Source organism: Pseudomonas sp. CAN1 (assembly GCF_030462585.1).
In the GTDB taxonomy this organism is placed as follows: Bacteria; Pseudomonadota; Gammaproteobacteria; order Pseudomonadales; family Pseudomonadaceae; genus Pseudomonas.
This window is the reverse complement of the sequence record NZ_JASMRU010000006.1, coordinates 1-19,446: the sequence shown is the minus strand read 5'-3', so window position 1 is coordinate 19,446 and position 19,446 is coordinate 1. Positions and strand designations below refer to the sequence as shown.

Genomic DNA, 19,446 nt, shown 5'->3' with positions numbered 1-19,446 from the left:
TTTGCCGGGCTTTTTCATTCAGCCTGTCTGTCAGGCATTGCCCGCCAGCTTCAGCTTCGCCGCCTGGGTGAAGTCAAGCATGCGCTTGAGCGGCTTGATTGCCTTGGGGATAAGTGCCGGGTCGACGAAAATTTCGCCCGAGCCTTCCTTCAGGCACGCCAGGGTGCGTTCCAGGGTGTTCATGGCCATCCACGGGCAATGCGCGCAACTGCGGCAGGCCGCGCCGTTGCCGGCGGTGGGCGCCTCGATGAATTCCTTGTCCGGGCACAGCTGCTGCATCTTGTAGAAGATGCCGCGGTCGGTGGCGACGATGAAGCGCTTGTTCGGCATCGTCTGCGCGGCCTTGATCAGTTGGCTGGTGGAACCAACGGCGTCGGCCAGGTCCACCACCGCTTCCGGCGACTCCGGGTGCACCAGGATAGCGGCGTCCGGGTAGAGCGCCTTGAGGTCTTCCAGCTGCTTGGCCTTGAACTCCTCATGGACGATGCAGGCGCCGTCCCAGAGCAGCATGTCGGCACCGGTCTCGCGCTGGATGTAGCGGCCCAGGTGCTGGTCCGGCGCCCAGAGAATCGGCTCACCGTTGTCCATCAGGTGTTCGACGATTTCCACCGCGCAGCTGGAGGTCACCACCCAGTCGGCACGCGCCTTCACCGCCGCCGAAGTGTTCGCGTAGACCACCACGGTGCGCTCGGGATGCTTGTCGCAGAAGGCGGAGAACTCTTCCACCGGGCAGCCCAGGTCCAGCGAGCAGGTCGCCTCCAGGGTCGGCATCAGCACGCGCTTTTCCGGATTGAGGATCTTTGCGGTCTCGCCCATGAAGCGGACACCGGCCACCACCACGGTCTGCGCCGAATGCTGGTTGCCGAAGCGGGCCATCTCCAGCGAGTCGGAAACGCAGCCACCGGTTTCCTCGGCCAGCGCCTGGATCACCGGGTCACAGTAGTAGTGCGCGACGAGCACGGCGTTCTGCGCCTTCAGCTCGGCGGCAATGGCCGCACGATAGTCGGCCTCTTCCTGCGCGCTCAGCACCCGCGGCTGCTTCGCCGCCAGATGGGCCTGGACCAGCAGGCGTTCGGAAATCTGGGACATCGTGTGGAAACCTCAACAGGCACGGTCTGATTATGCCGGCGATATTACCACCCCAATCCTTCAGACGATGCGGCGTCAGCAGCCGTACGGCGGACTTTTTCCGGCACATGGCAAAAGCCCCGTGACCTTTCGATCACGGGGCTTTTGTCTTACATGTTGGTGGGTCGTGTGGGATTCGAACCTACGACCAATTGGTTAAAAGCCAACTGCTCTACCGACTGAGCTAACGACCCAACGTGGGGCGTATAATACTGATTTCTAACGCAAAAACAACACCCCTCGAAAACTTTTTTCAAAAATATCGCGTCGGGTCAGGAATTCCGGCGGCCGAAAAGCCCTCGGAACGCAGCCGGCAGCTGTCGCATTTACCGCACGCACGCCCGTCATCATCGGCCTGGTAGCAGGAAACGGTGAGGCTGTAGTCCACACCCTGGGCGATGCCCGCCTCGATGATCTGCGCCTTGGAAAGGAACTGCAGCGGCGCCTGGATGCGAAAGCCCTCGCCCTCCACGCCCGCCTTGGTCGCAAGGTTGGCCATGCGCTCGAAAGCCTCGACGAACTCGGGACGACAATCCGGGTAGCCGGAGTAGTCCACGGCGTTGACGCCGATGAAGATGTCCCGCGCGCCCAGCACCTCCGCCCAGCCCAGGGCAAGGGACAGGAACACAGTATTGCGCGCCGGCACGTAGGTCACCGGGATGCCATCGCTGGGCGCCTCGGGCACGTCGATGCTGCTGTCGGTCAGTGCCGAGCCGCCGATGCCGTTCAAATTCAGCCCGATCACCTTGTGCTCGATCACGCCCTGCTGACGTGCCACACGTTCGGCCGCCTGCAGTTCAGCACGGTGACGCTGGCCATAGTCGAAGCTCATGGTGTAGCAGTCATAACCTTCAGTCTTGGCCATGGCGACCACGGTCGCGGAATCCAGGCCGCCGGAGAGCAGGATCACGGCCTTCTTGTCATTCACAGTCTTGTTGACGGACATAAACAGGGTCTCCTCCGCGCTCAATGGCCCGGCTCGTCATTCCAGAGAATCTTGTGCAGCTGCAGTTGCAGACGCACCGGCAGGTTGTCGCTGACGATCCAGTCGGCCAGCGCGCGCGCATCCACCTCGCGATGGCTGGGCGAGAACAGCACCTCGCCCGCGCGCTGCTCCAGGCGATACTCGATCAGCTTGGAGACCGCCCAGTCATAGTCTTCGCGAGAGCAGATGACGAACTTCACCTGATCATTGGCCGTCAGCTCACCGATATTGTCGTAGCGATTGCGCGCGACCTCCCCGGAGCCCGGGGTCTTCAGATCGAGAATGCGGCTGACACGGCGGTCGGTAGCGGAGATATCCAGTGCGCCGCTGGTTTCCAGCGAAACGTCGTAGCCGGCATCGCAAAGACGCTGCAGCAGCGGGATGCAGTTGGGCTGGGCCAGCGGCTCGCCACCGGTCACGCAGACGTAGCGCGGCCGATACTGGGCAATCTGATCGAGGATGGCGTCGAGGGTCTGGATTTCGCCGCCACTGAAGGCATAGGCGGTATCGCAGTAGTTGCAGCGCAGGGGGCAGCCGGTCAGGCGTACGAACACGGTCGGCAAGCCGGCGGTGCGCGTTTCCCCCTGCAACGAGAAGAAAATCTCGGTAATGCGCAGGGTCTGTTGCATATCAGCCACGGGCGTGACGGCTACACAGGCCATCCGCCTCCGTTGCGTTGGAGTCGTGGGCACGCTCGAAGCGCACCCGGAATGCCCCGGAGCGCAGCAGACATCAGCCGAGCTGAAACCACTGGTACCTTCCGAGGGGCGGCAATTCTAACGAAAAAACCCGCGCCAGGCGCGGGTTTTCGGGATGCTGCGAAGCGCTGCCTTACTTGAGGTTCTTCAGGTCACGCTGGGACAGCTGGGCAGCGGAAGTGCCCGGGTACTGGGCGACGACCTGCTGCAGGATGCCACGGGCCTTGTCGTTGTTGCCCAGGCGGCGCTCGACGTCGGCGAGCTTGTACAGCGAGTCCGGTACCTTGGCGCTGTTCGGGTAGGCCTGGCTGACGCGGGCAAATGCCTGACCGGCGCCCTGCAGGTCGCCCTTGGCGAGGTTCACTTCACCGAGCCAGTACTGCGCGTTGCCCGAGTACTGGCTGTTGGGGTACTTGCGCAGGAAACCGCCGAAGGCCTGGCTGGCCTTGTCGAAGTCCTTGGCCTTGATCAGGTCGAAGGCAGCTTCGTAGTACAGCTTCTCTTTTGCCGGGTCACCCGGCTCGCTGCTGGCGGCGGGCTGCTGTTGCTGGGCGGCGGCAGCGCCTGCTCCTGCGGCAGCTCCGGCACTGGCGCCGGCAGCGGGGGAATTGGGTTGAACAGCAGCACCGGCCGCTCCTGCACCTGCACCGCTGGAAAGGCGGCTGTCGATGTCCTGGAAGCGTTCCTGGTTTTCCTGCTTCATCTGCTGGATCTGGTTCTGCTGCTCTTCGAGCATGCCGCGCAGACGGGACATCTCGTCCTGCATCTGCTGCAGCTGCATGAACAGCTGTGCCTGACCGGAGACGGGAGTTGTCATCCCGCCTCCGGCGTAGGCGCCATCAGCGCCTGCGGTGCCATAACCCGAGGGCGGAGTGCTGGCATAGCCACCATTACCGTCCTGTACCGGAACCGCGGCTGCCGCCATGAGCGGCAGTCCGCATGCGATCAAGGTCAGAAAACGCAGGCGCATCGGCATCTCTTACTTCTTCAGCTCAACGCGACGGTTCTGGGCCCAGGACTGCTCGTCGTGGCCAGTGGCAACCGGACGCTCTTTGCCGTAGGAAACCAGTTCCAGCTGAGCCGGGGAAACGCCCTGCAGAACCAGGTAGCGTTGAACGGCCTTGGCACGACGCTCGCCCAGAGCCATGTTGTACTCGCGGGTGCCGCGCTCGTCAGTGTGACCTTCCAGGACTACGCGCTGGCCGGAACCTTTCAGGTCCTTGGCGTGTACGTCCAGGGCACGCATGGCTTCCGGCTTCAGGTCGGAGCTGTCGTACTCGAAGTAGAAGGTGGTGATAGCGCGCAGAGCGGCTTCGTCGCTCAGGGAGCCGTCAACGGCACCGCTGTTGGCGCCGTAGCCAGCGTTCGGATCAACGCCGCCATTGGCGCCTTCGCCAGTAGCATCGCCTTTCTTGGACGAACAGCCGACGGCAACAGCCATGGCGAGGGCGATAACGGCAAACTTGCCGAATTTCAGCATTTCCATCATGTAACTCCTAATGAACCCCAGTGTATAAGTTTGGAACAGTTGGCAACCGTCAGTTCAGGTAAGGGGACCAGGAAGGCTCTCGCACGTCGCCTTGAGCGGTGGGTAGCGGTAACCGAACACGTCCGTTGATGCTCACGAGCATCAACACGCCCCGGTCCTGCTGGCGGGTGGCGTATATTAGCATCGTGCCATTTGGCGCAACAGTGGGCGAATCATCCAGGTTGGTGTTGGAAAGTACCCGGAGATTACCGCGCTGAAGGTCCTGCGCCGCGATCTGGAAGTTGGTGAAACCGTCCTGGCGGTGAACCATGACCAGGGTCTTCTCATCCGCGGAAAGTTTCGGGTTGGCGTTGTAGTTGCCGATGAAGGTCACACGGTCGGTAGCGCCCGAGTTCACGTTCATCTTGTAGATCTGCGGTTTGCCGCCACGGTCCGAGGTGAAGTACAGGGTCGAGCCGTCCGCGCCCCAGAAGGGTTCGGTGTCGATCGCCGAGTTGTTGGTCAGGCGACGCAGCTGGCGGCTGCCCAGGTCCATCACGTAGATCTCCGGGTTGCCATCACGCGACAGCACGAAGGCCAGGCGGTTGCCGTCCGGCGAGAAGGCCGGGGCGCCGTTCAGGCCTTCGAAGTTGGAGATCTGCTCGCGGCGACCGGTGTCGACATACTGCATGAAGATGCGCGGACGCTTCTGCTCGAACGATACGTAGGCAATGCGGCGGCCATCGGGCGAGAAGCGCGGCGAGAGGATCGGCTCGCGCGACTGCAGCAGGGTCACCGGGCGCGCGCCGTCATAGTCGGAGCGCTGCAGGGTGTAGCGGGTGTTGTCCACCGAGAAGCGTTCCGCAGTCACGTAGAGCAGCCGGGTGGAGAACGCACCCTTGATGCCGGTGAGCTTCTCGAACGACTGATCGGCGATGTAGTGCGACATGTCGCGCAGCTGGTCGGTAGTACCGCCCACGCTGCCGGTCAGCACCTGCTCCTGGGTCGCCACGTTGAGCAGGGCGTACTGGATCTGCAGGCGACCACCGTTGGGCACGATGCTGCCGACCAGGACGTACTGCGCGCCGAGGGCCTGCCAGTCGCGGTAGATCACTTCGCTGGCCTGGGCCGGTTGGCTGATCATGTTCTGGCGCGGGATCGGCTCGAAGTAACCGGAGTTGCGCAGGTCGTTGCCGATGATGTTCGACATGTCTTCGGGCAGGACGTTTCCACCCTGCCAGCCGAACGGAACCACGGCGATCGGGACGGCCGAGTCACGACCGCTGGAGATCACCAGCGGGTCGGCGGCCTGCGCTGCGCCGGCCACCAGGGCCAGGGCGAAGAGCGCAAAGCGAATCAGGGTACTCACAGATCTAAATCCTCCGGTTTGAAGACCATTCGGCGCTGACGATACAGGCTATCGAAAGTGGCACGATCCAGTTTTTGCAGTTCGGGAACACGGCCCACGTTTTTGACCGCGGCCACCGCCGAATCGTCGAACGGTTTGTCACCACTGGAGCGGGTCACGCTTACACCGGTGATGGCTCCGCTCGGCAGCATCTGAATCAGCACTTCTACGCTCATTCCGTTACGAGCTGAAGGAGGACGGCTCCACTGCTGGCTGACCAGGCTGACGATCAGATCGTCGAAGTTGCCTGCCACCTCGTCACCTTGCTCATCGGCCAGGGCCTGCTGCCGTTGCGTGTCATTGGACAGCAGCTCGGCCAGCGCCTGGGCCTTCTTGTCTTCCGTCGCCTTGCGGGCTGCTGCGGCGGCTGCAGCGGCAGCCTTCTTCTTCGCAGCCTCGACCGCGGCCGCCTTCTTCTTGGCGTCGTCCGCGGCGGCTTTTTTCTTCGCGTCCTCGGCGGCCTTCTTCTTGGCCTCCTCGGCAGCTTTCTTCTTCGCCTCTTCAGCGGCCTCTTTCTTGGCCTCTTCCTCGGCTTTCTTCTTGGCTATATCAGCCTGCTGTTTCTGCTCGGCAGCCTTGGCCTCGGCAGCCTTCTTGGCGGCCGCAGCGGCATCGGCCGCTTTCTTGGCGTCATCCGCCTTCTTGGCTTCGTCGGCCTTCTTGGCTTCAGCGGCCTTTTCAGCGGCATCAGCAGCCTTTTGAGCTGCGTCGGCCTTCTTTTGTTCCTCGGCTTTCGCAGCAGCCAAAGCCTGCTGCTCAGCCTTCTTCTGCTCGAGCTGCTCCTGCTCGTATTGCTTGGCCGAAGTCTTCTTCGACTCGCCGGCTATCTTCTGGTTGGTCTGCTGGGTCGCCTGGCTCTTGGACTTCAGCTGGTACAGGGTAGCCTGGACGATCGGCCGCGAAGGCGGCAGTTCAGGCGTGCTGGCCCAGCTGACGAACAGCATGGCGAAAATCAGGACATGCAGGGCCACGGCCAGGACCGTTGGCCAGAAGTAGCCTTCCGATTGAGAGCGCTCGAGCTGGTGCATCAACTACCTGGTGCCTCGGTAATCAGACCGACGTTGCCGACTCCGGCTTTCTGCAGGCCGCCCATGACGGCCATGACCGAACCGTAGTCGACTGCCTTGTCTCCACGGACGAAGACCTGGACTTTCTTACCCTGGCTGCTGTTCTGCGCCATGATCGCGGTAGCCGCGGTCACCAGTTGATCGAGATCAACGGCAGTCTGGCTGGCCTTGCCCTGATCCGGGTCCACTTCGGAGCCCATGTTCCAGTAGTAGGTCTTGTCGGCCTTGATGGAGATGGTGAGCACGCGGGAATCGTTATCCTGCGGCAGCGCTTCGCTGGAAACCTTGGGAAGGTCGACTTTGACCCCCTGGTTGAGCATGGGCGCGGTCACCATGAAAATGACCAGCAGCACCAACATCACGTCGATGTAGGGCACCACGTTCATTTCCGCGACCGGCTTGCGCTTGTGACGAACTCTTGCCATGACGGCTTACCTCTTGGTCGTCGATCAATCGTCGCTGGTGTGCACTTTGCGGTGCAGGATCGCCTGGAACTCGTCGGCGAAGGTGTAGTAGCGACCGATGAGCATTTCCGAGCGGGCGGCGAAACGGTTGTAGGCGATGACCGCCGGGATCGCCGCGAACAGGCCGATGGCGGTGGCGATCAGTGCTTCGGCGATACCCGGCGCCACGGTGGCGAGGGTGGCCTGCTGCACGGTGGCCAGGCCACGGAAGGAGTTCATGATGCCCCACACGGTGCCGAACAGACCGATGTACGGGCTGGTCGAGCCTACGGTCGCGAGGAACGGCAGGCTGGTTTCCAGCTTCTCTTCCTCACGGGAAATGGCGACGCGCATGGCGCGGGAAACGCCTTCCATCACCGCATCCGGGTCGACACCGGCCTGCTGACGCAGACGGGAGAATTCCTTGAAGCCGGCGCGGAAGATCTGCTCGACCCCCGAATCCGGATCGGGGTTGCTGCCCGCCTGACGATAGAGCTTGGACAGGTCGATGCCCGACCAGAAGCGCTCTTCGAAAGTTTCCAGGGCCTTCTTCGCCGAGCGCATCATGTTGCTGCGCTGGAAAATCATGATCCAGGAAGTGACCGATGCGGCCACCAGGGTCAGCATAACCAGCTGTACCACGACGCTGGCGTTACTGATCAAGCTCCACATGGAAGTATGGTCGACGACGTTCGGTTCCACGTTAATCTCCTGCTGAAAGGGTGTCCGGACTGCCGGCAAATGCCGCACGCAACACATCTGGGATAGCGCGGGGTTTCAGGTTGTCCGCCCGCACGCACGCCACCAGGAATCGCCCCTCGCAGAGCAAGGTCGAATCCGACGCCCGTCGAACCTGTTGACGAAACTTCAGGCTCGCACGGTTCAACTCCTCCACCTCGACACTGACCAGCAGCTCGTCATCCAGGCGGGCCGGTGCGTGATAACGCGCCTCGGCCGAATGAACGACGAAAAGCAGGTTCTCCCCCGCCAGCTGTGACTGGGCGAAGCCCAGATCACGCAGCCGCTCGGTACGAGCCCGCTCCATGAACTTGAGGTAGTTGACGTAGTAGACGATGCCGCCGGCATCGGTGTCCTCGTAATAGACCCGATACCGCTGCTGGAACGGCTGACCCCCGTGTTGCGCGCGCATACTCTAGAACCAAGTAAAGACTTTGCCAATCGGCAATCGTCTACAAATGCAATTAATTACCATCTTCAGGGGCGAACAGATCCGGTGTCGCCGCCTCCCCCATCCGCTTCGGCACATTCAGGCCGAAATGCAGGTACGCATGCCGGGTCACTACACGTCCCCGGGGTGTGCGCATGATATAGCCTTGCTGGATCAGATAGGGCTCCAGCACGTCTTCAATCGTATGTCTTTCTTCGCTGATGGCCGCCGCCAGGTTGTCGATGCCCACCGGGCCACCGTCGAACTTGTCGATCATGGTCAACAGCAGGCGCCGATCCTGGTGATCGAAGCCCCTTTCATCCACGTCCAGCAGGTTCAGCGCCTTGTCGGCGATGTCGCTGCTGATGTGCCCGGTGCCACGCACCTCGGCGAAATCCCGCACCCGGCGCAGCAGTCGGTTGGCGATCCGCGGCGTACCACGGGCGCGCCGGGCGATCTCGTAGGCGCCCGCCGGCTCGATCTCAAGACCGAGGATGCCCGCCGAACGGGCGACGATGCTGGACAGGTCGTCCACACCGTAGAACTCAAGACGCTGCACGATACCGAAGCGATCACGCAGCGGATTGGTCAGCATGCCGGCGCGCGTCGTCGCCCCCACCAGGGTGAAGGGCGGCAGGTCGAGCTTGATCGAGCGCGCAGCCGGGCCTTCGCCGATCATGATGTCCAGCTGGAAGTCTTCCATGGCCGGGTACAGCACTTCTTCGACGATGGGCGAGAGGCGGTGGATCTCGTCCACGAACAGCACATCGTTGGGTTCGAGGTTGGTCAGCAATGCGGCCAGATCACCAGGACGCTCCAGCACCGGGCCGGACGTGCTCTTGATCGAAACCCCCATCTCCTGGGCAATGATGTTCGCCAGGGTGGTCTTGCCCAGGCCGGGCGGGCCGAAGATCAGCGTGTGATCCAGCGCCTCCTGACGCCCGCGGGCCGCCTGGATGAACAGCTCCATCTGCTCACGCACCACCGGCTGACCGACATAGTCGGCCAGCTTCAGCGGGCGGATGGCGCGGTCGAGCTGCTCTTCGCGGTCGCGACCGGTTACAGAGGAGATCAGGCGATCGGCTTCGATCATCGATGGCTACCTAAACCATGCCCTTGAGGGCACGACGGATGAGTTCTTCGCTGGACAAACCTTCCTCCTGCACGGCGGCCACGGCGCGGCTCGCTTCCTGGGGTTTGAAGCCCAGGGCGATCAGCGCGCTGACTGCATCGGACTCGGCGCTTGAGACTGCGGCAACCAGCCTGGGTTCCACCACCAGCGGCGCGATGGAAGGAATATTCTCCCACGCCTTGAAGCGATCCTTGAGCTCCACCAACAAGCGCTCGGCGGTCTTCTTGCCCACGCCGGGGATCTTCACCAGGGTGGAAGTATCCTGCGCCTGCACGCAACGCACCAGCTCATCGACTTCCAGGCCCGACATCAGCGCCAGCGCCAGCTTCGGGCCCACGCCATTGAGACGGATCAGCTCGCGGAACAGCTCGCGCTCGCGCTTCTCGGCAAAGCCGTATAGCAGGTGGGCATCCTCGCGCACCACCAGGTGGGTGTGCAGGGTCACCGGCTCGCCCAGGCTCGGTAGGCGATAGAGGGTGGTCATCGGCACTTCCAGCTCGTAACCCACGCCATTCACGTCGACGATCAGGTGCGGCGGTTGCTTCTCCGCCAGGGTGCCACGCAGGCGTCCAATCACGGGTGTTTGTCCTTGCTCAATGTTTTTCCGGATATCACAGGCGCAGGCGGCCGCCACGCCGGCGGGCACCGACCAGGCCGTGTGGTACCAGGCTCTGCCGGGTATGGGCGTGGCACAGGGCGATGGCCAGGGCGTCGGAGGCGTCGATCTGCGGCTTCTGCACCAGCTTGAGCAGATGCATCACCATCATCTGCACCTGCTGCTTGTCCGCACCGCCGGTGCCGGCAATGGCCTGCTTGACCTGGCTCGCCGTGTACTCGGCGATCTGCACCCCCTCTTCCGCCGCCGCGACGATGGCCGCGCCGCGCGCCTGTCCCAGCTTCAGCGCCGAGTCGGCGTTGCGCGCCATGAACACCTGCTCGATGCCCATCATGGTCGGCTGGTAGGTCTGGATGACCTCACGCACACCACGGAAGACGATCTGCAGGCGCTCGAACAGCTCGCCGTTGCCGGTACGGATGCAGCCCGATGCCACGTACTCACAGCCACGGCCGGTGTCGCGCACCACGCCGAAGCCGGTAATCCGTGAACCTGGGTCGATGCCGAGAATCAGGGTCATGTCCGTCCGATCAAACCTTGTCCGTAACCTGTACTTCAGATAACAAAAACCGGAAGCGGGAGGCGCCACTGACGACCACTCCCACTTCCGGCTTCAGACCAGCGCCGGTGGAGGATCAGCCCAGCTGGGCCATCACCTCGTCCGGGATTTCCGCGTTGGAATAGACGTTCTGCACGTCGTCCAGGTCTTCGAGCATGTCGATCAGCTTGAGGACTTTCTGCGCGGTGTCCAGGTCCAGGGCCGCAGTAGTCGACGGGATCATGGTGATCTCGGCGTCCTCGCCCTTGAAACCGGCTTCGGTCAGCGCTTCGTTGACCGAGATGAAGTCGGCGAAGGTGGTGAACACGTCGATGGAACCATCGTCGTTGACCACCACGTCGTCGGCGCCGGCTTCCAGCGCGGCATCCATCAGGGCTTCTTCGTTCACGCCCGGCGCATAGCTGATCTGGCCCTTGCGCTCGAACATGTAGGCCACCGAACCATCGGTACCCAGGTTGCCGCCGCACTTGCTGAAGGCATGACGCACTTCGGCCGCGGTGCGGTTGCGGTTGTCGGTCATGGCCTCGACGATGATCGCCACGCCGCTGGGCGCGTAACCTTCGTAGGTCAGCTCGGCCATGTTGTCGGCTTCGCTGGAGCCCACGCCGCGCTGGATGGCGCGGTCGATGGTGTCGCGGGTCATGTTGGCGGTCAGCGCCTTGTCCACGGCCAGGCGCAGACGCGGATTATCCGCCGGGATCCCCCCGCCCTGCTTGGCAGCGACGGTCAGCTCACGGATGAGCTTGGTGAAGATCTTGCCCTTCTTGGCGTCCTGACGTTCCTTGCGGTGCTTGATGTTGGCCCATTTGGAATGACCAGCCATAACTCACTCCGTATCGCTTGTTTGCTTCGCACGCGACGCCCGGCTTGCGGGCGCCGCGGCAATCTGGATCGACTTACTCGGCGGCCTTCTGCTGCTCGCGCAGGCGGATGTTCAGCTCGCGCAGGGCCTTGGCATCCACAGTGCCCGGAGCCTGGGTCATGACGTCGCCAGCGCTCTGGGTTTTCGGGAAGGCGATGACTTCGCGGATCGAGGCCGCGCCGGTCATCAGCATCACCAGGCGGTCCAGGCCGAAGGCCAGGCCACCGTGCGGCGGTGCGCCGTACTTGAGGGCGTCGAGGAGGAAGCCGAACTTCTCTTCCTGCTCCGCATCGTCGATGCCGAGCACGCGGAACACCGCCTGCTGCATGGACTTGTCATGGATACGGATGGAACCGCCGCCCAGCTCGGTGCCATTGAGCACCATGTCGTAGGCACGGGACAGCTTGCCGGCCGGGTTGGCCTCCAGCTCTTCCGGGGTGCACTTGGGCGCGGTGAACGGGTGGTGCAGGGAGGTCAGGCTGCCGTCGTCGTTCTCTTCGAACATCGGGAAGTCCACGACCCACATCGGCGCCCACTCCTTGGTGAGCAGGTTGAGGTCATGGCCGACCTTGATGCGCAGTGCGCCCAGGGCGTCGCAGACGATCTTGGCCTTGTCGGCGCCGAAGAACACGATGTCGCCATCGACCGCGCCAACGCGATCGAGGATCTCGTTCAGGTTCGGCTCGGCGATGTTCTTCACGATCGGCGACTGCAGGCCTTCCACGCCCTTGGCGCGTTCGTTGACCTTGATGTAGGCCAGGCCTTTGGCGCCGTAGATGCCGACGAACTTGGTGTAGTCGTCGATCTGCTTGCGCGGCATGCTCGCACCGCCGGGAACGCGCAGGGCGGCAACGCGGCCCTTCGGATCGTTGGCCGGGCCGGAGAACACCTTGAACTCGACATCCTTCAGCTGATCGGCCACGTCGACCAGTTCCAGCGGGATACGCAGGTCAGGCTTGTCCGAACCGTAGCGGCGCATGGCCTCTTCGAACGGCATGTGCGGGAATTCGTCGAACTCGACGTTCAGCACTTCCTTGAACAGCTGGCGCACCATCTTCTCGGTGATCTCGATGATGTCGCTTTCTTCGAGGAAGCTGGTCTCGATGTCGATCTGGGTGAATTCCGGCTGGCGGTCGGCACGCAGGTCTTCGTCGCGGAAGCACTTGGCGATCTGGTAGTAGCGGTCGAAGCCGGCCACCATCAGCAGCTGCTTGAACAGCTGGGGCGACTGCGGCAGGGCGAAGAAGTGACCCGGGTAGGTGCGGCTCGGCACCAGGTAGTCACGCGCACCTTCCGGAGTCGGGCGGCCGAGGATCGGGGTTTCCACGTCGAGGAAACCGTTCTCGTCCAGGTAGCGGCGGATGCTGCTGGTGATGCGCGCGCGCAGCTTCAGCTTGGCGGCCATCTCCGGGCGACGCAGGTCGATGAAGCGATAGCGCAGGCGGGTTTCCTCGCCCACGTCGGAGTATTCGTCCAGCGGGAACGGCGGGGTCTCGGCCTGGTTCAGCACTTCCAGCTCGTGACCCAGCACTTCGATGGCGCCGGAAGCCATGTTCGAGTTGCGCGCACCTTCAGGGCGCAGGCGCACCTTGCCGGTGATCTTCACCACGTACTCGCTGCGCACGCGGTCGGCCTTGGCGAAGGTCTCGACGCGATCCGGGTCGAACACCACCTGGGCCAGGCCCTCGCGATCGCGCACGTCGAGGAAGATCACCCCGCCGTGGTCGCGGCGACGGTGTACCCAACCGCAAAGAGTGACTACCTGGCCGTCCAGGCTCTCGTTCAACTGGCCGCAATAGTGGCTGCGCATCATGGTGTGTTTCGCTTCTCGAAAGTCTTGAATTCTAGGGAACCGCTCATTCGCTGGCGGAGCTGCCGCCACCACCGCTAGCGGTGGCCGCTGAGGCATCGCCGGAGGCCAGGTTCTTCTTCGCTCCGGTCTTGAAGTCGGTCTCGTACCAACCGCTGCCGCCCAGGCGGAAACCCGGCGCCGACAACATCTTCTTCAATTCGGGAGCCTTGCAGGCCGGGCAATCGACCAACGGCGCATCACTGATCTTCTGCAGCGATTCCAGCTGATGCGCACAGGATTGGCACTTGTATTCGTAAATCGGCATGGGACACCTTGGCTCGTACACTGCCACGGGCCCGCATCCCGCGGCAAAGACGCGGATTATAGCCTGAAAAATCCGCAGGTTGCAGCCAGGCGGCAGTGACCGGAACGGCAGGCTTAGCGCACAGCTTTCTAATAGAAAGCTTCAATCGATTGCCTTGACATAGACCAAGAGCTTCGCACCCTGCCCGGTGATAGCCTCGATCCATACCTTTTGAATTCCCCTGGCAACGATGAGGAGATCACCATGGAAATCAACATCGGAATCGTCGAACAGGACCGCGCCGCCATCGCCGAAGGTCTGTCCCGGCTGCTGGCCGACACCTACACCCTGTACCTGAAGACCCACAACTTCCACTGGAACGTCACCGGGCCGATGTTCAACACCCTGCACCTGATGTTCGAAGGGCAGTACACCGAACTGGCGCTGGCCGTCGACAGCATCGCCGAGCGCATACGCGCCCTGGGCTTCCCGGCGCCGGGCACCTACGCCGCCTACGCTCGCCTGTCCTCCATCAAGGAAGAAGAAGGCGTACCGGATGCCCAGCAGATGATCCGCCTGCTGGTGCAGGGCCAGGAAGCCGTGGTGCGCACCGCGCGCAGCATCTTCCCGCTGGCAGACAAGGTCGCCGACGAGCCGACCGCCGACCTGCTGACCCAGCGCATGCAGGTCCACGAGAAGACCGCCTGGATGCTGCGCAGCCTGCTCGCCGAGTAATCCCTTCCTTATATAGGCAGCCTGCAGAAGCAGGCTGCCCGCCCCCTACGAATGGCCTAAGCGGTTGATTTGTGAAGGCAAGTGGTTTGCTGTTAAATAACCGCCGTGCGTTTCCCGCATAGGCCGTCCGGCACGCTTTCATATCCTTATCTGGCGTCGCATCGGTGGACGGCTGCTTCTTCGTGACCCGTTCAAGGTGAATTCGTAGCCATGCTGAAAATCGTCCATCTCGTGACGGGCGTTGCCGCGCTCCTGCTATCCCTGCTTCCGAGCCTGCGTAGTGATGCCCTGCCTTACCTGCAACAGAGCGATGCCATTTACCTGGCACTGCTCGGTCTGACCAGCCTGCTGCTCGCCCCGAACAGCAATCTGAAAAACCCTTCCGCCCTGCAAGGCCTGGCCACCGCCCTGGTGGTGCTGGCTGTCGTCCTGCAGGTGCTGATCCTGCTGGCACCCCTGCCATTCATTGGCGAACAGCCGGCGATCATCCTGCCGCTGCTGAGCCTGGCCGGCGCGGTCGTCCTGCAATGGGCCGCCAACCTGAACAAGCCAGCCCTTCCGGTCGCCACCGAGACCTTCCTCGGCGAAAACCGCGAGACCGGCACGGTGAAGTGGTTCAACACATCCAAGGGCTTCGGCTTCATCTCCCGCGACTCGGGCGAGGACATCTTCGTCCACTTCCGCGCCATCCGCGGCGAAGGCCACCGCATCCTGATCGAGGGTCAGCGCGTGGAGTTCTCGGTAGTTCAGCGCGACAAGGGTCTGCAAGCGGAAGACGTGATCGCCGCCCTGCCCAACCGGCGTTAAGCACTGCCCCATGAAAAAGCCCGCCGATTGGCGGGCTTTTTCATTCGCGCATCAATAGTGCGGCGGCGGCGCGTCATCGTCCGCAATACCGACCTGCCCCTGCAGGTCCTCCAGGCGCTTGAGCAGCACCTGCATCTGCAGGCGGGTTCGCTCGATCACCCGCTCCTGCTCGTAGACCACGTCACTCAGGGTCTGCAGTGCCTCATCCTGGAAGGCCAGCCGGCTCTCCAGATCCATCACTCGAGTTTCCAGATCCATCATTCACTCCTGACTGAAGCGAAAGCCATCGCCCAGCGCCATGCGCAGCTTCTCGCGCACCTGCGCCAATTGCTCGGCGGTATAAGGAACTGCCGGATGCTTGCCCCACACCGGACCCGGCCAGGCCACATCACCCACCTTGCGTACAATCACATGCACATGCAGTTGGCTAACGACGTTACCCAGGTTGGCCACGTTCATCTTGTCGGCATCGAAGGTGTCCTTGAGCACCTCGGCCAGTTGGGTCGCTTCACGCCACAGCTGCTGCTGGTCGGCGGAGTCCAGCTGGAATATCTCGCTGACATCCTCGCGACGCGGCACAAGGATGAGCCAGGGGTACTGCGAGTCGTTCATCAGCAACAGGGTGCTCAGCGGGAAATCACCCAGTGCGACGGTGTCCTGTTTCAGACGGGAATCCAGAGCGAACATAAGACCTCTCCTGTTCGACAAAGCCTTTTCAAGCCTAGCTCCACGACGGAGCCGAAGGGCGCGAAGAATACTGGAACGTCCCAGCGAGGAACATGCCTGAGCGACGCCCCGTTGCGGTGCAGCCCCTTCCGAGCGACGCACCAGCGTCGTGCATGGCGCGCATTGGCATATCCCGACAACAGGTGCGTGCAGGAATCTGCACAGCATTCACGGCAATTGGCGGCGAAAAAACGTTTCAACAGCTACAACTACGGGATGCCAGAAAACGACATGTGTGCGCTTTGATGTTGCAAATCCCCAACAGAAGCCGTGAAATGCGTCAACGCGTCGCAAGACGGCACTGTGAATGGCGGCTCCGGGCATTTGTGCACGGTTGTTGCTAGCAGCAAGGACATCGCACCGACGACCACCCATAAGAAGAAGTGGACGCGGCAGCGGGAAGATAAAGAAGTGGTCGATGGAAGAAAGAGCCACAGAGGACTGGAGCATCGATGAAGCAATCAGGGGGCAATCTCTTTTTGCAACATGACAACTGCTTGAATGCGACATGCTTCATGCAGCTTTGCGACAGTCCCGTAAAGATTTTGTGTGTTCATTTGGGCAACTATCGCCAACTGAACACGCGTGCTATAAGTTAGCGCCGACAAAAAAAGAAAGAGCCGTCACCGCGGCATTAGTGATGGCGAATAATTTCAAAACCAAAGGAGCAATCACAATGAAAGTGATGAAGTGGAGCGCCATCGCCCTGGCGGTTTCTGCAGGCAGCACACAACTGGCAATGGCCGAACCCTTCGTAGGTAATCAGGCTGACGCTAAAGGCTTTGTCGAAGACAGCAGCCTGAACTTCCTGGTTCGCAACTACTACTTCAATCGCGACAACAAGAACGGCAGCCGTGACCAGCGCGACTGGACCCAGGGCTTCTGGGGCAATTACAGCTCTGGCTTCACCCAAGGCACCGTTGGCTTCGGCGTTGACGCCTTCGGCTACCTGGGCCTGAAACTTGATGGTGGCCGTGGCTACGGCGGCACCGGCAACCTGCCGGTCCATGACGATGGCCGTAAAGCTGATGACTTCGGCAAAGCTGGTGCAGCGCTGAAAGTCCGCGTATCCAAAACCGAGCTGAAACTCGGCGACATGCAGCCGACCGCTCCGGTATTCGCTGTGGGCGGCACCCGTCTGCTGCCGCAAACCGCCAGCGGTATTGCTCTGATGAGCAGCGAGATCGAAGGTCTCGACCTTGAAGCCGGTCACTACTACTCCGGCACAGGCCAGGACACCACCAACCGCGACGGCAAGCTGACCGCTACCTACGCTTGGTACGGTGACAATGACCTTGATGCTCGCACCGTCGACTTCGTTGGTGGCAAGTACGCCTTCTCCGACAACTTCACCGCCTCCCTGTACGGCTCGAAGTTCAAGGACGTGTGGAACCAGTATTACACCAACCTGAACTACACCCTGCCGATCGCCGATGATCAGTCGCTGGGCTTCGATTTCAACTACTATCGCACTACCGATTCCGGTTCGGCGAAAGCAGGCGACATCGATAACAACACCTTCTCCCTGGCCGCTGCGTACACCCTGAGCGCCCACACCTTCACCCTGGCCTTCCAGAAAGTGAACGGCGATACTCCGTTCGACTATCTCGGCGTAGGTGACAACAACGCTGGTGGTGACTCGATCTTCCTCGCCAACTCCGTTCAGTACTCCGACTTCAACGGCCCGGGCGAAAAATCCTGGCAGGCTCGCTACGACCTGAACATGGCCGAGTACGGTGTACCGGGCCTGACCTTCATGACCCGTTACATCACTGGTAAGGATATCGATGGCAGCCACATCGACCCGACCAGTGTGTACGCTGCCTACGGTTATGGCGACGACGGCAAGCACCACGAAACTGACTTCGAAGCCAAGTACGTAGTACAGGCTGGCCCGGCTAAGGACCTGTCCTTCCGCGTCCGTCAAGCCTGGCACCGCGCCAACACCGACCAGGCCGAAGGCGACAACAACGAGTTCCGCCTGATCGTCGACTACCCGCTGTCCGTTCTGTAATTCAGAGCGAACCACAGGTAACTAAAAAGCCCGGCATCTGCCGGGCTTTTTTATTGCAACTTACCTACAACTTCGAACGTATCTGTTACATCGGTAAAACATAGGTACCGGTGACATGGGCAACCAACTCCTGCGGATTGCTGACCGAGTAGACAGCTACTTCGCAAACCACCTGCCGACGCCCCAGCTTCAATATCTTCGCTTCTGCCAACAGATCTTCCGGCTTCGGCTTGCTGAGAAAGTTGATATTGAGATTGGACGTAACGGCCATCTCGACGTTGTCCAGTTGCGCCAGGATCACCGCGTACATCGCTGCGTCCGCCAGCGCCATGATGGTCGGCCCGGATACGGTACCGCCCGGCCGCACCAGCTTGCCGTGGAAGGGGACCCGCGCGAAGGCGCTGCGCCCTTCCAGTGCATCGATACGAAAATCCATGTCGTCCGCCATGGGCAATCCCGCACGGATGAACGCCTGTACCTGCGCTGCATTCAATCGACTCACACCACTCCTCCGTCTCCACCCGCCGCGCCCTGTACGCAGCCAGACCTGCACCGTACAATGCCCAGCCTATATATCCCTTCGCAACCGACATAACGGCCAAAGATGCGTACCAGTCAGTATCTGCTTTCCACCCTGAAAGAAACCCCTTCCGATGCGGTCGTCATCAGCCACCAGCTGATGCTGCGCGCCGGCATGATCCGCAAGCTGGCGTCCGGTCTCTACACCTGGCTGCCAATGGGTCTGCGGGTGCTGCGCAAGGTGGAGACCATCGTCCGCGAAGAGATGAACGCCGCCGGCGCCCTGGAGGTGCTGATGCCAGCCATCCAGCCCGCCGAACTGTGGCAGGAATCCGGCCGCTGGCAGCAGTACGGCCCCGAGCTACTGCGCCTGAAGGATCGCCATGACCGCGACTTCTGCGTCGGCCCGACCCACGAGGAAGTGATCACTGATCTCGCGCGCAACGAGCTGAACAGCTACAAGCAGCTGCCGATCAACATGTACCAGATCCAGACCAAGTTCCGTGACGAGATCCGTCCGCGCTTCGGCCTGATGCGCGGCCGCGAGTTCATCATGAAGGATGCCTACTCCTTCCACGCCAGCCAGGACTCGCTGCAGGCGACCTACGACGTCATGTACGGCGCGTACAGCAAGATCTTCACCCGCCTGGGCCTGGATTTCCGTGCCGTGCAAGCGGACAACGGCTCCATCGGCGGCAGCGGCTCCCACGAGTTCCACGTGCTCGCCGGCTCCGGTGAGGACGACATCGTCTTCGGCGAATCCACCGACTACGCCGCCAACATCGAGAAGGCCGAGGCCCTGCCGCGCGAAACCGCTCGCGGCGCCGCCAGCGAAGAGCTGCGCCTGGTCGACACCCCCGAGACCAAGACCATCGCCGCCCTGGTGGAGAAGTTCGGCCTGCCGATCGAGAAGACCATCAAGACCCTGGTGGTGCATGCCGCCGAGGAAGGCAAGCTGATCGCCCTGGTGGTTCGTGGCGACCACGAACTCAACGAGATCAAGGCCGGCAACCAC

General features: G+C 62.0%; 23 protein-coding genes and 1 tRNA gene. 4 read left to right on the top strand and 20 right to left on the bottom strand.

Annotated elements, in window-relative coordinates; all coding sequences use genetic code 11:
- Window positions 1-30: 30 nt before the first annotated feature.
- The 17 genes from nadA to QO207_RS10440 all read right to left on the bottom strand — a co-directional run bounded on the left by nadA (window position 31) and on the right by QO207_RS10440 (window position 13,651).
- Window positions 31-1,089, bottom strand: coding sequence for a quinolinate synthase NadA (gene nadA, locus QO207_RS10520; RefSeq protein ID WP_301532377.1), 1,059 nt, complete (start codon window positions 1,087-1,089; stop codon window positions 31-33).
- A 157-nt stretch (window positions 1,090-1,246) separates the two neighbouring features.
- A tRNA-Lys gene (locus QO207_RS10515) sits at window positions 1,247-1,322 on the bottom strand.
- A 59-nt stretch (window positions 1,323-1,381) separates the two neighbouring features.
- A complete protein-coding gene (queC, locus tag QO207_RS10510) occupies window positions 1,382-2,074 on the bottom strand; it encodes a 7-cyano-7-deazaguanine synthase QueC (protein WP_301532376.1) in 693 nt (230 codons plus the stop codon).
- A gap of 20 nt (window positions 2,075-2,094) precedes the next feature.
- Window positions 2,095-2,742 carry a 7-carboxy-7-deazaguanine synthase QueE gene (gene queE / locus QO207_RS10505; protein ID WP_301532375.1) on the bottom strand — a complete coding sequence of 216 codons (648 nt, stop codon included), beginning with the start codon at window positions 2,740-2,742 and terminating at the stop codon, window positions 2,095-2,097.
- Window positions 2,743-2,944: 202 nt separating this feature from the next.
- Entirely contained in the window at window positions 2,945-3,787 is an 843-nt protein-coding gene (gene ybgF, locus QO207_RS10500) for a tol-pal system protein YbgF (protein WP_301532374.1), read from the bottom strand.
- Between the two features lie 3 nt (window positions 3,788-3,790).
- Window positions 3,791-4,297, bottom strand: coding sequence for a peptidoglycan-associated lipoprotein Pal (pal, locus tag QO207_RS10495; protein ID WP_017522099.1), 507 nt, complete (start codon window positions 4,295-4,297; stop codon window positions 3,791-3,793).
- A gap of 52 nt (window positions 4,298-4,349) precedes the next feature.
- Window positions 4,350-5,648, bottom strand: a complete 1,299-nt coding sequence (gene tolB / locus QO207_RS10490; RefSeq protein ID WP_138215287.1) for a Tol-Pal system beta propeller repeat protein TolB — start codon at window positions 5,646-5,648, stop codon at window positions 4,350-4,352.
- A complete protein-coding gene (gene tolA, locus QO207_RS10485; protein WP_301532373.1) occupies window positions 5,645-6,718 on the bottom strand; it encodes a cell envelope integrity protein TolA in 1,074 nt (357 codons plus the stop codon). Before tolA ends, tolB begins: the two co-directional genes overlap by 4 nt.
- Window positions 6,715-7,179: a protein TolR gene (gene tolR, locus QO207_RS10480; protein ID WP_081520162.1), complete on the bottom strand. Its 465-nt coding sequence runs from the start codon at window positions 7,177-7,179 to the stop codon at window positions 6,715-6,717. Before tolR ends, tolA begins: the two co-directional genes overlap by 4 nt.
- Window positions 7,180-7,203: 24 nt before the next feature.
- Window positions 7,204-7,899, bottom strand: a complete 696-nt coding sequence (gene tolQ, locus QO207_RS10475; protein WP_045210353.1) for a protein TolQ — start codon at window positions 7,897-7,899, stop codon at window positions 7,204-7,206.
- Between the two features lies 1 nt (window position 7,900).
- A complete protein-coding gene (gene ybgC / locus QO207_RS10470; RefSeq protein WP_081520161.1) occupies window positions 7,901-8,347 on the bottom strand; it encodes a tol-pal system-associated acyl-CoA thioesterase in 447 nt (148 codons plus the stop codon).
- 52 nt (window positions 8,348-8,399) lie between these two features.
- Window positions 8,400-9,458, bottom strand: a complete 1,059-nt coding sequence (gene ruvB / locus QO207_RS10465; protein WP_301532372.1) for a Holliday junction branch migration DNA helicase RuvB — start codon at window positions 9,456-9,458, stop codon at window positions 8,400-8,402.
- A 10-nt stretch (window positions 9,459-9,468) separates the two neighbouring features.
- Entirely contained in the window at window positions 9,469-10,074 is a 606-nt protein-coding gene (gene ruvA / locus QO207_RS10460) for a Holliday junction branch migration protein RuvA (RefSeq protein ID WP_081520159.1), read from the bottom strand.
- Between the two features lie 34 nt (window positions 10,075-10,108).
- Window positions 10,109-10,633 (bottom strand): crossover junction endodeoxyribonuclease RuvC, encoded by a 525-nt coding sequence (ruvC, locus tag QO207_RS10455; protein ID WP_301532371.1) that lies wholly within the window; start codon window positions 10,631-10,633, stop codon window positions 10,109-10,111.
- Between the two features lie 115 nt (window positions 10,634-10,748).
- The gene (locus tag QO207_RS10450) at window positions 10,749-11,495 is read right to left on the bottom strand and encodes a YebC/PmpR family DNA-binding transcriptional regulator (protein WP_192381097.1); all 747 of its coding nucleotides are present in this window, start codon (window positions 11,493-11,495) and stop codon (window positions 10,749-10,751) included.
- Between the two features lie 73 nt (window positions 11,496-11,568).
- Window positions 11,569-13,347: an aspartate--tRNA ligase gene (gene aspS / locus QO207_RS10445; RefSeq protein ID WP_301532370.1), complete on the bottom strand. Its 1,779-nt coding sequence runs from the start codon at window positions 13,345-13,347 to the stop codon at window positions 11,569-11,571.
- Window positions 13,348-13,390: 43 nt separating this feature from the next.
- Window positions 13,391-13,651 carry an FmdB family zinc ribbon protein gene (locus tag QO207_RS10440; RefSeq protein ID WP_301532369.1) on the bottom strand — a complete coding sequence of 87 codons (261 nt, stop codon included), beginning with the start codon at window positions 13,649-13,651 and terminating at the stop codon, window positions 13,391-13,393.
- 243 nt (window positions 13,652-13,894) lie between these two features.
- Between QO207_RS10440 and QO207_RS10435 the strand changes: the two genes are divergently transcribed.
- On the top strand, window positions 13,895-14,365 hold the full coding sequence (locus tag QO207_RS10435) for a Dps family protein (RefSeq protein ID WP_301532368.1): 471 nt from the start codon (window positions 13,895-13,897) through the stop codon (window positions 14,363-14,365).
- A 210-nt stretch (window positions 14,366-14,575) separates the two neighbouring features.
- The gene (locus QO207_RS10430; RefSeq protein ID WP_301532367.1) at window positions 14,576-15,172 is read left to right on the top strand and encodes a cold-shock protein; all 597 of its coding nucleotides are present in this window, start codon (window positions 14,576-14,578) and stop codon (window positions 15,170-15,172) included.
- A 51-nt stretch (window positions 15,173-15,223) separates the two neighbouring features.
- On the opposite strand, the gene QO207_RS10425 is transcribed toward QO207_RS10430, so the two are convergent.
- Complete coding sequence (locus QO207_RS10425) at window positions 15,224-15,430, bottom strand: SlyX family protein (RefSeq protein ID WP_301532366.1); 207 nt, start codon at window positions 15,428-15,430, stop codon at window positions 15,224-15,226.
- 3 nt (window positions 15,431-15,433) lie between these two features.
- Window positions 15,434-15,859 carry an HIT domain-containing protein gene (locus QO207_RS10420; RefSeq protein ID WP_301532365.1) on the bottom strand — a complete coding sequence of 142 codons (426 nt, stop codon included), beginning with the start codon at window positions 15,857-15,859 and terminating at the stop codon, window positions 15,434-15,436.
- A gap of 715 nt (window positions 15,860-16,574) precedes the next feature.
- Between QO207_RS10420 and QO207_RS10415 the strand changes: the two genes are divergently transcribed.
- Entirely contained in the window at window positions 16,575-17,912 is a 1,338-nt protein-coding gene (locus QO207_RS10415) for an OprD family porin (protein WP_301532364.1), read from the top strand.
- Between the two features lie 85 nt (window positions 17,913-17,997).
- Here the strand turns inward: QO207_RS10415 and QO207_RS10410 are convergent, their stop codons facing one another.
- Entirely contained in the window at window positions 17,998-18,405 is a 408-nt protein-coding gene (locus QO207_RS10410) for a PaaI family thioesterase (protein ID WP_184589950.1), read from the bottom strand.
- Between the two features lie 111 nt (window positions 18,406-18,516).
- Here QO207_RS10410 and proS point away from each other — a divergent pair.
- Window positions 18,517-19,446 (top strand): proline--tRNA ligase (gene proS / locus QO207_RS10405; RefSeq protein ID WP_301532363.1); only part of this gene is annotated, 930 nt, incomplete at its 3' end.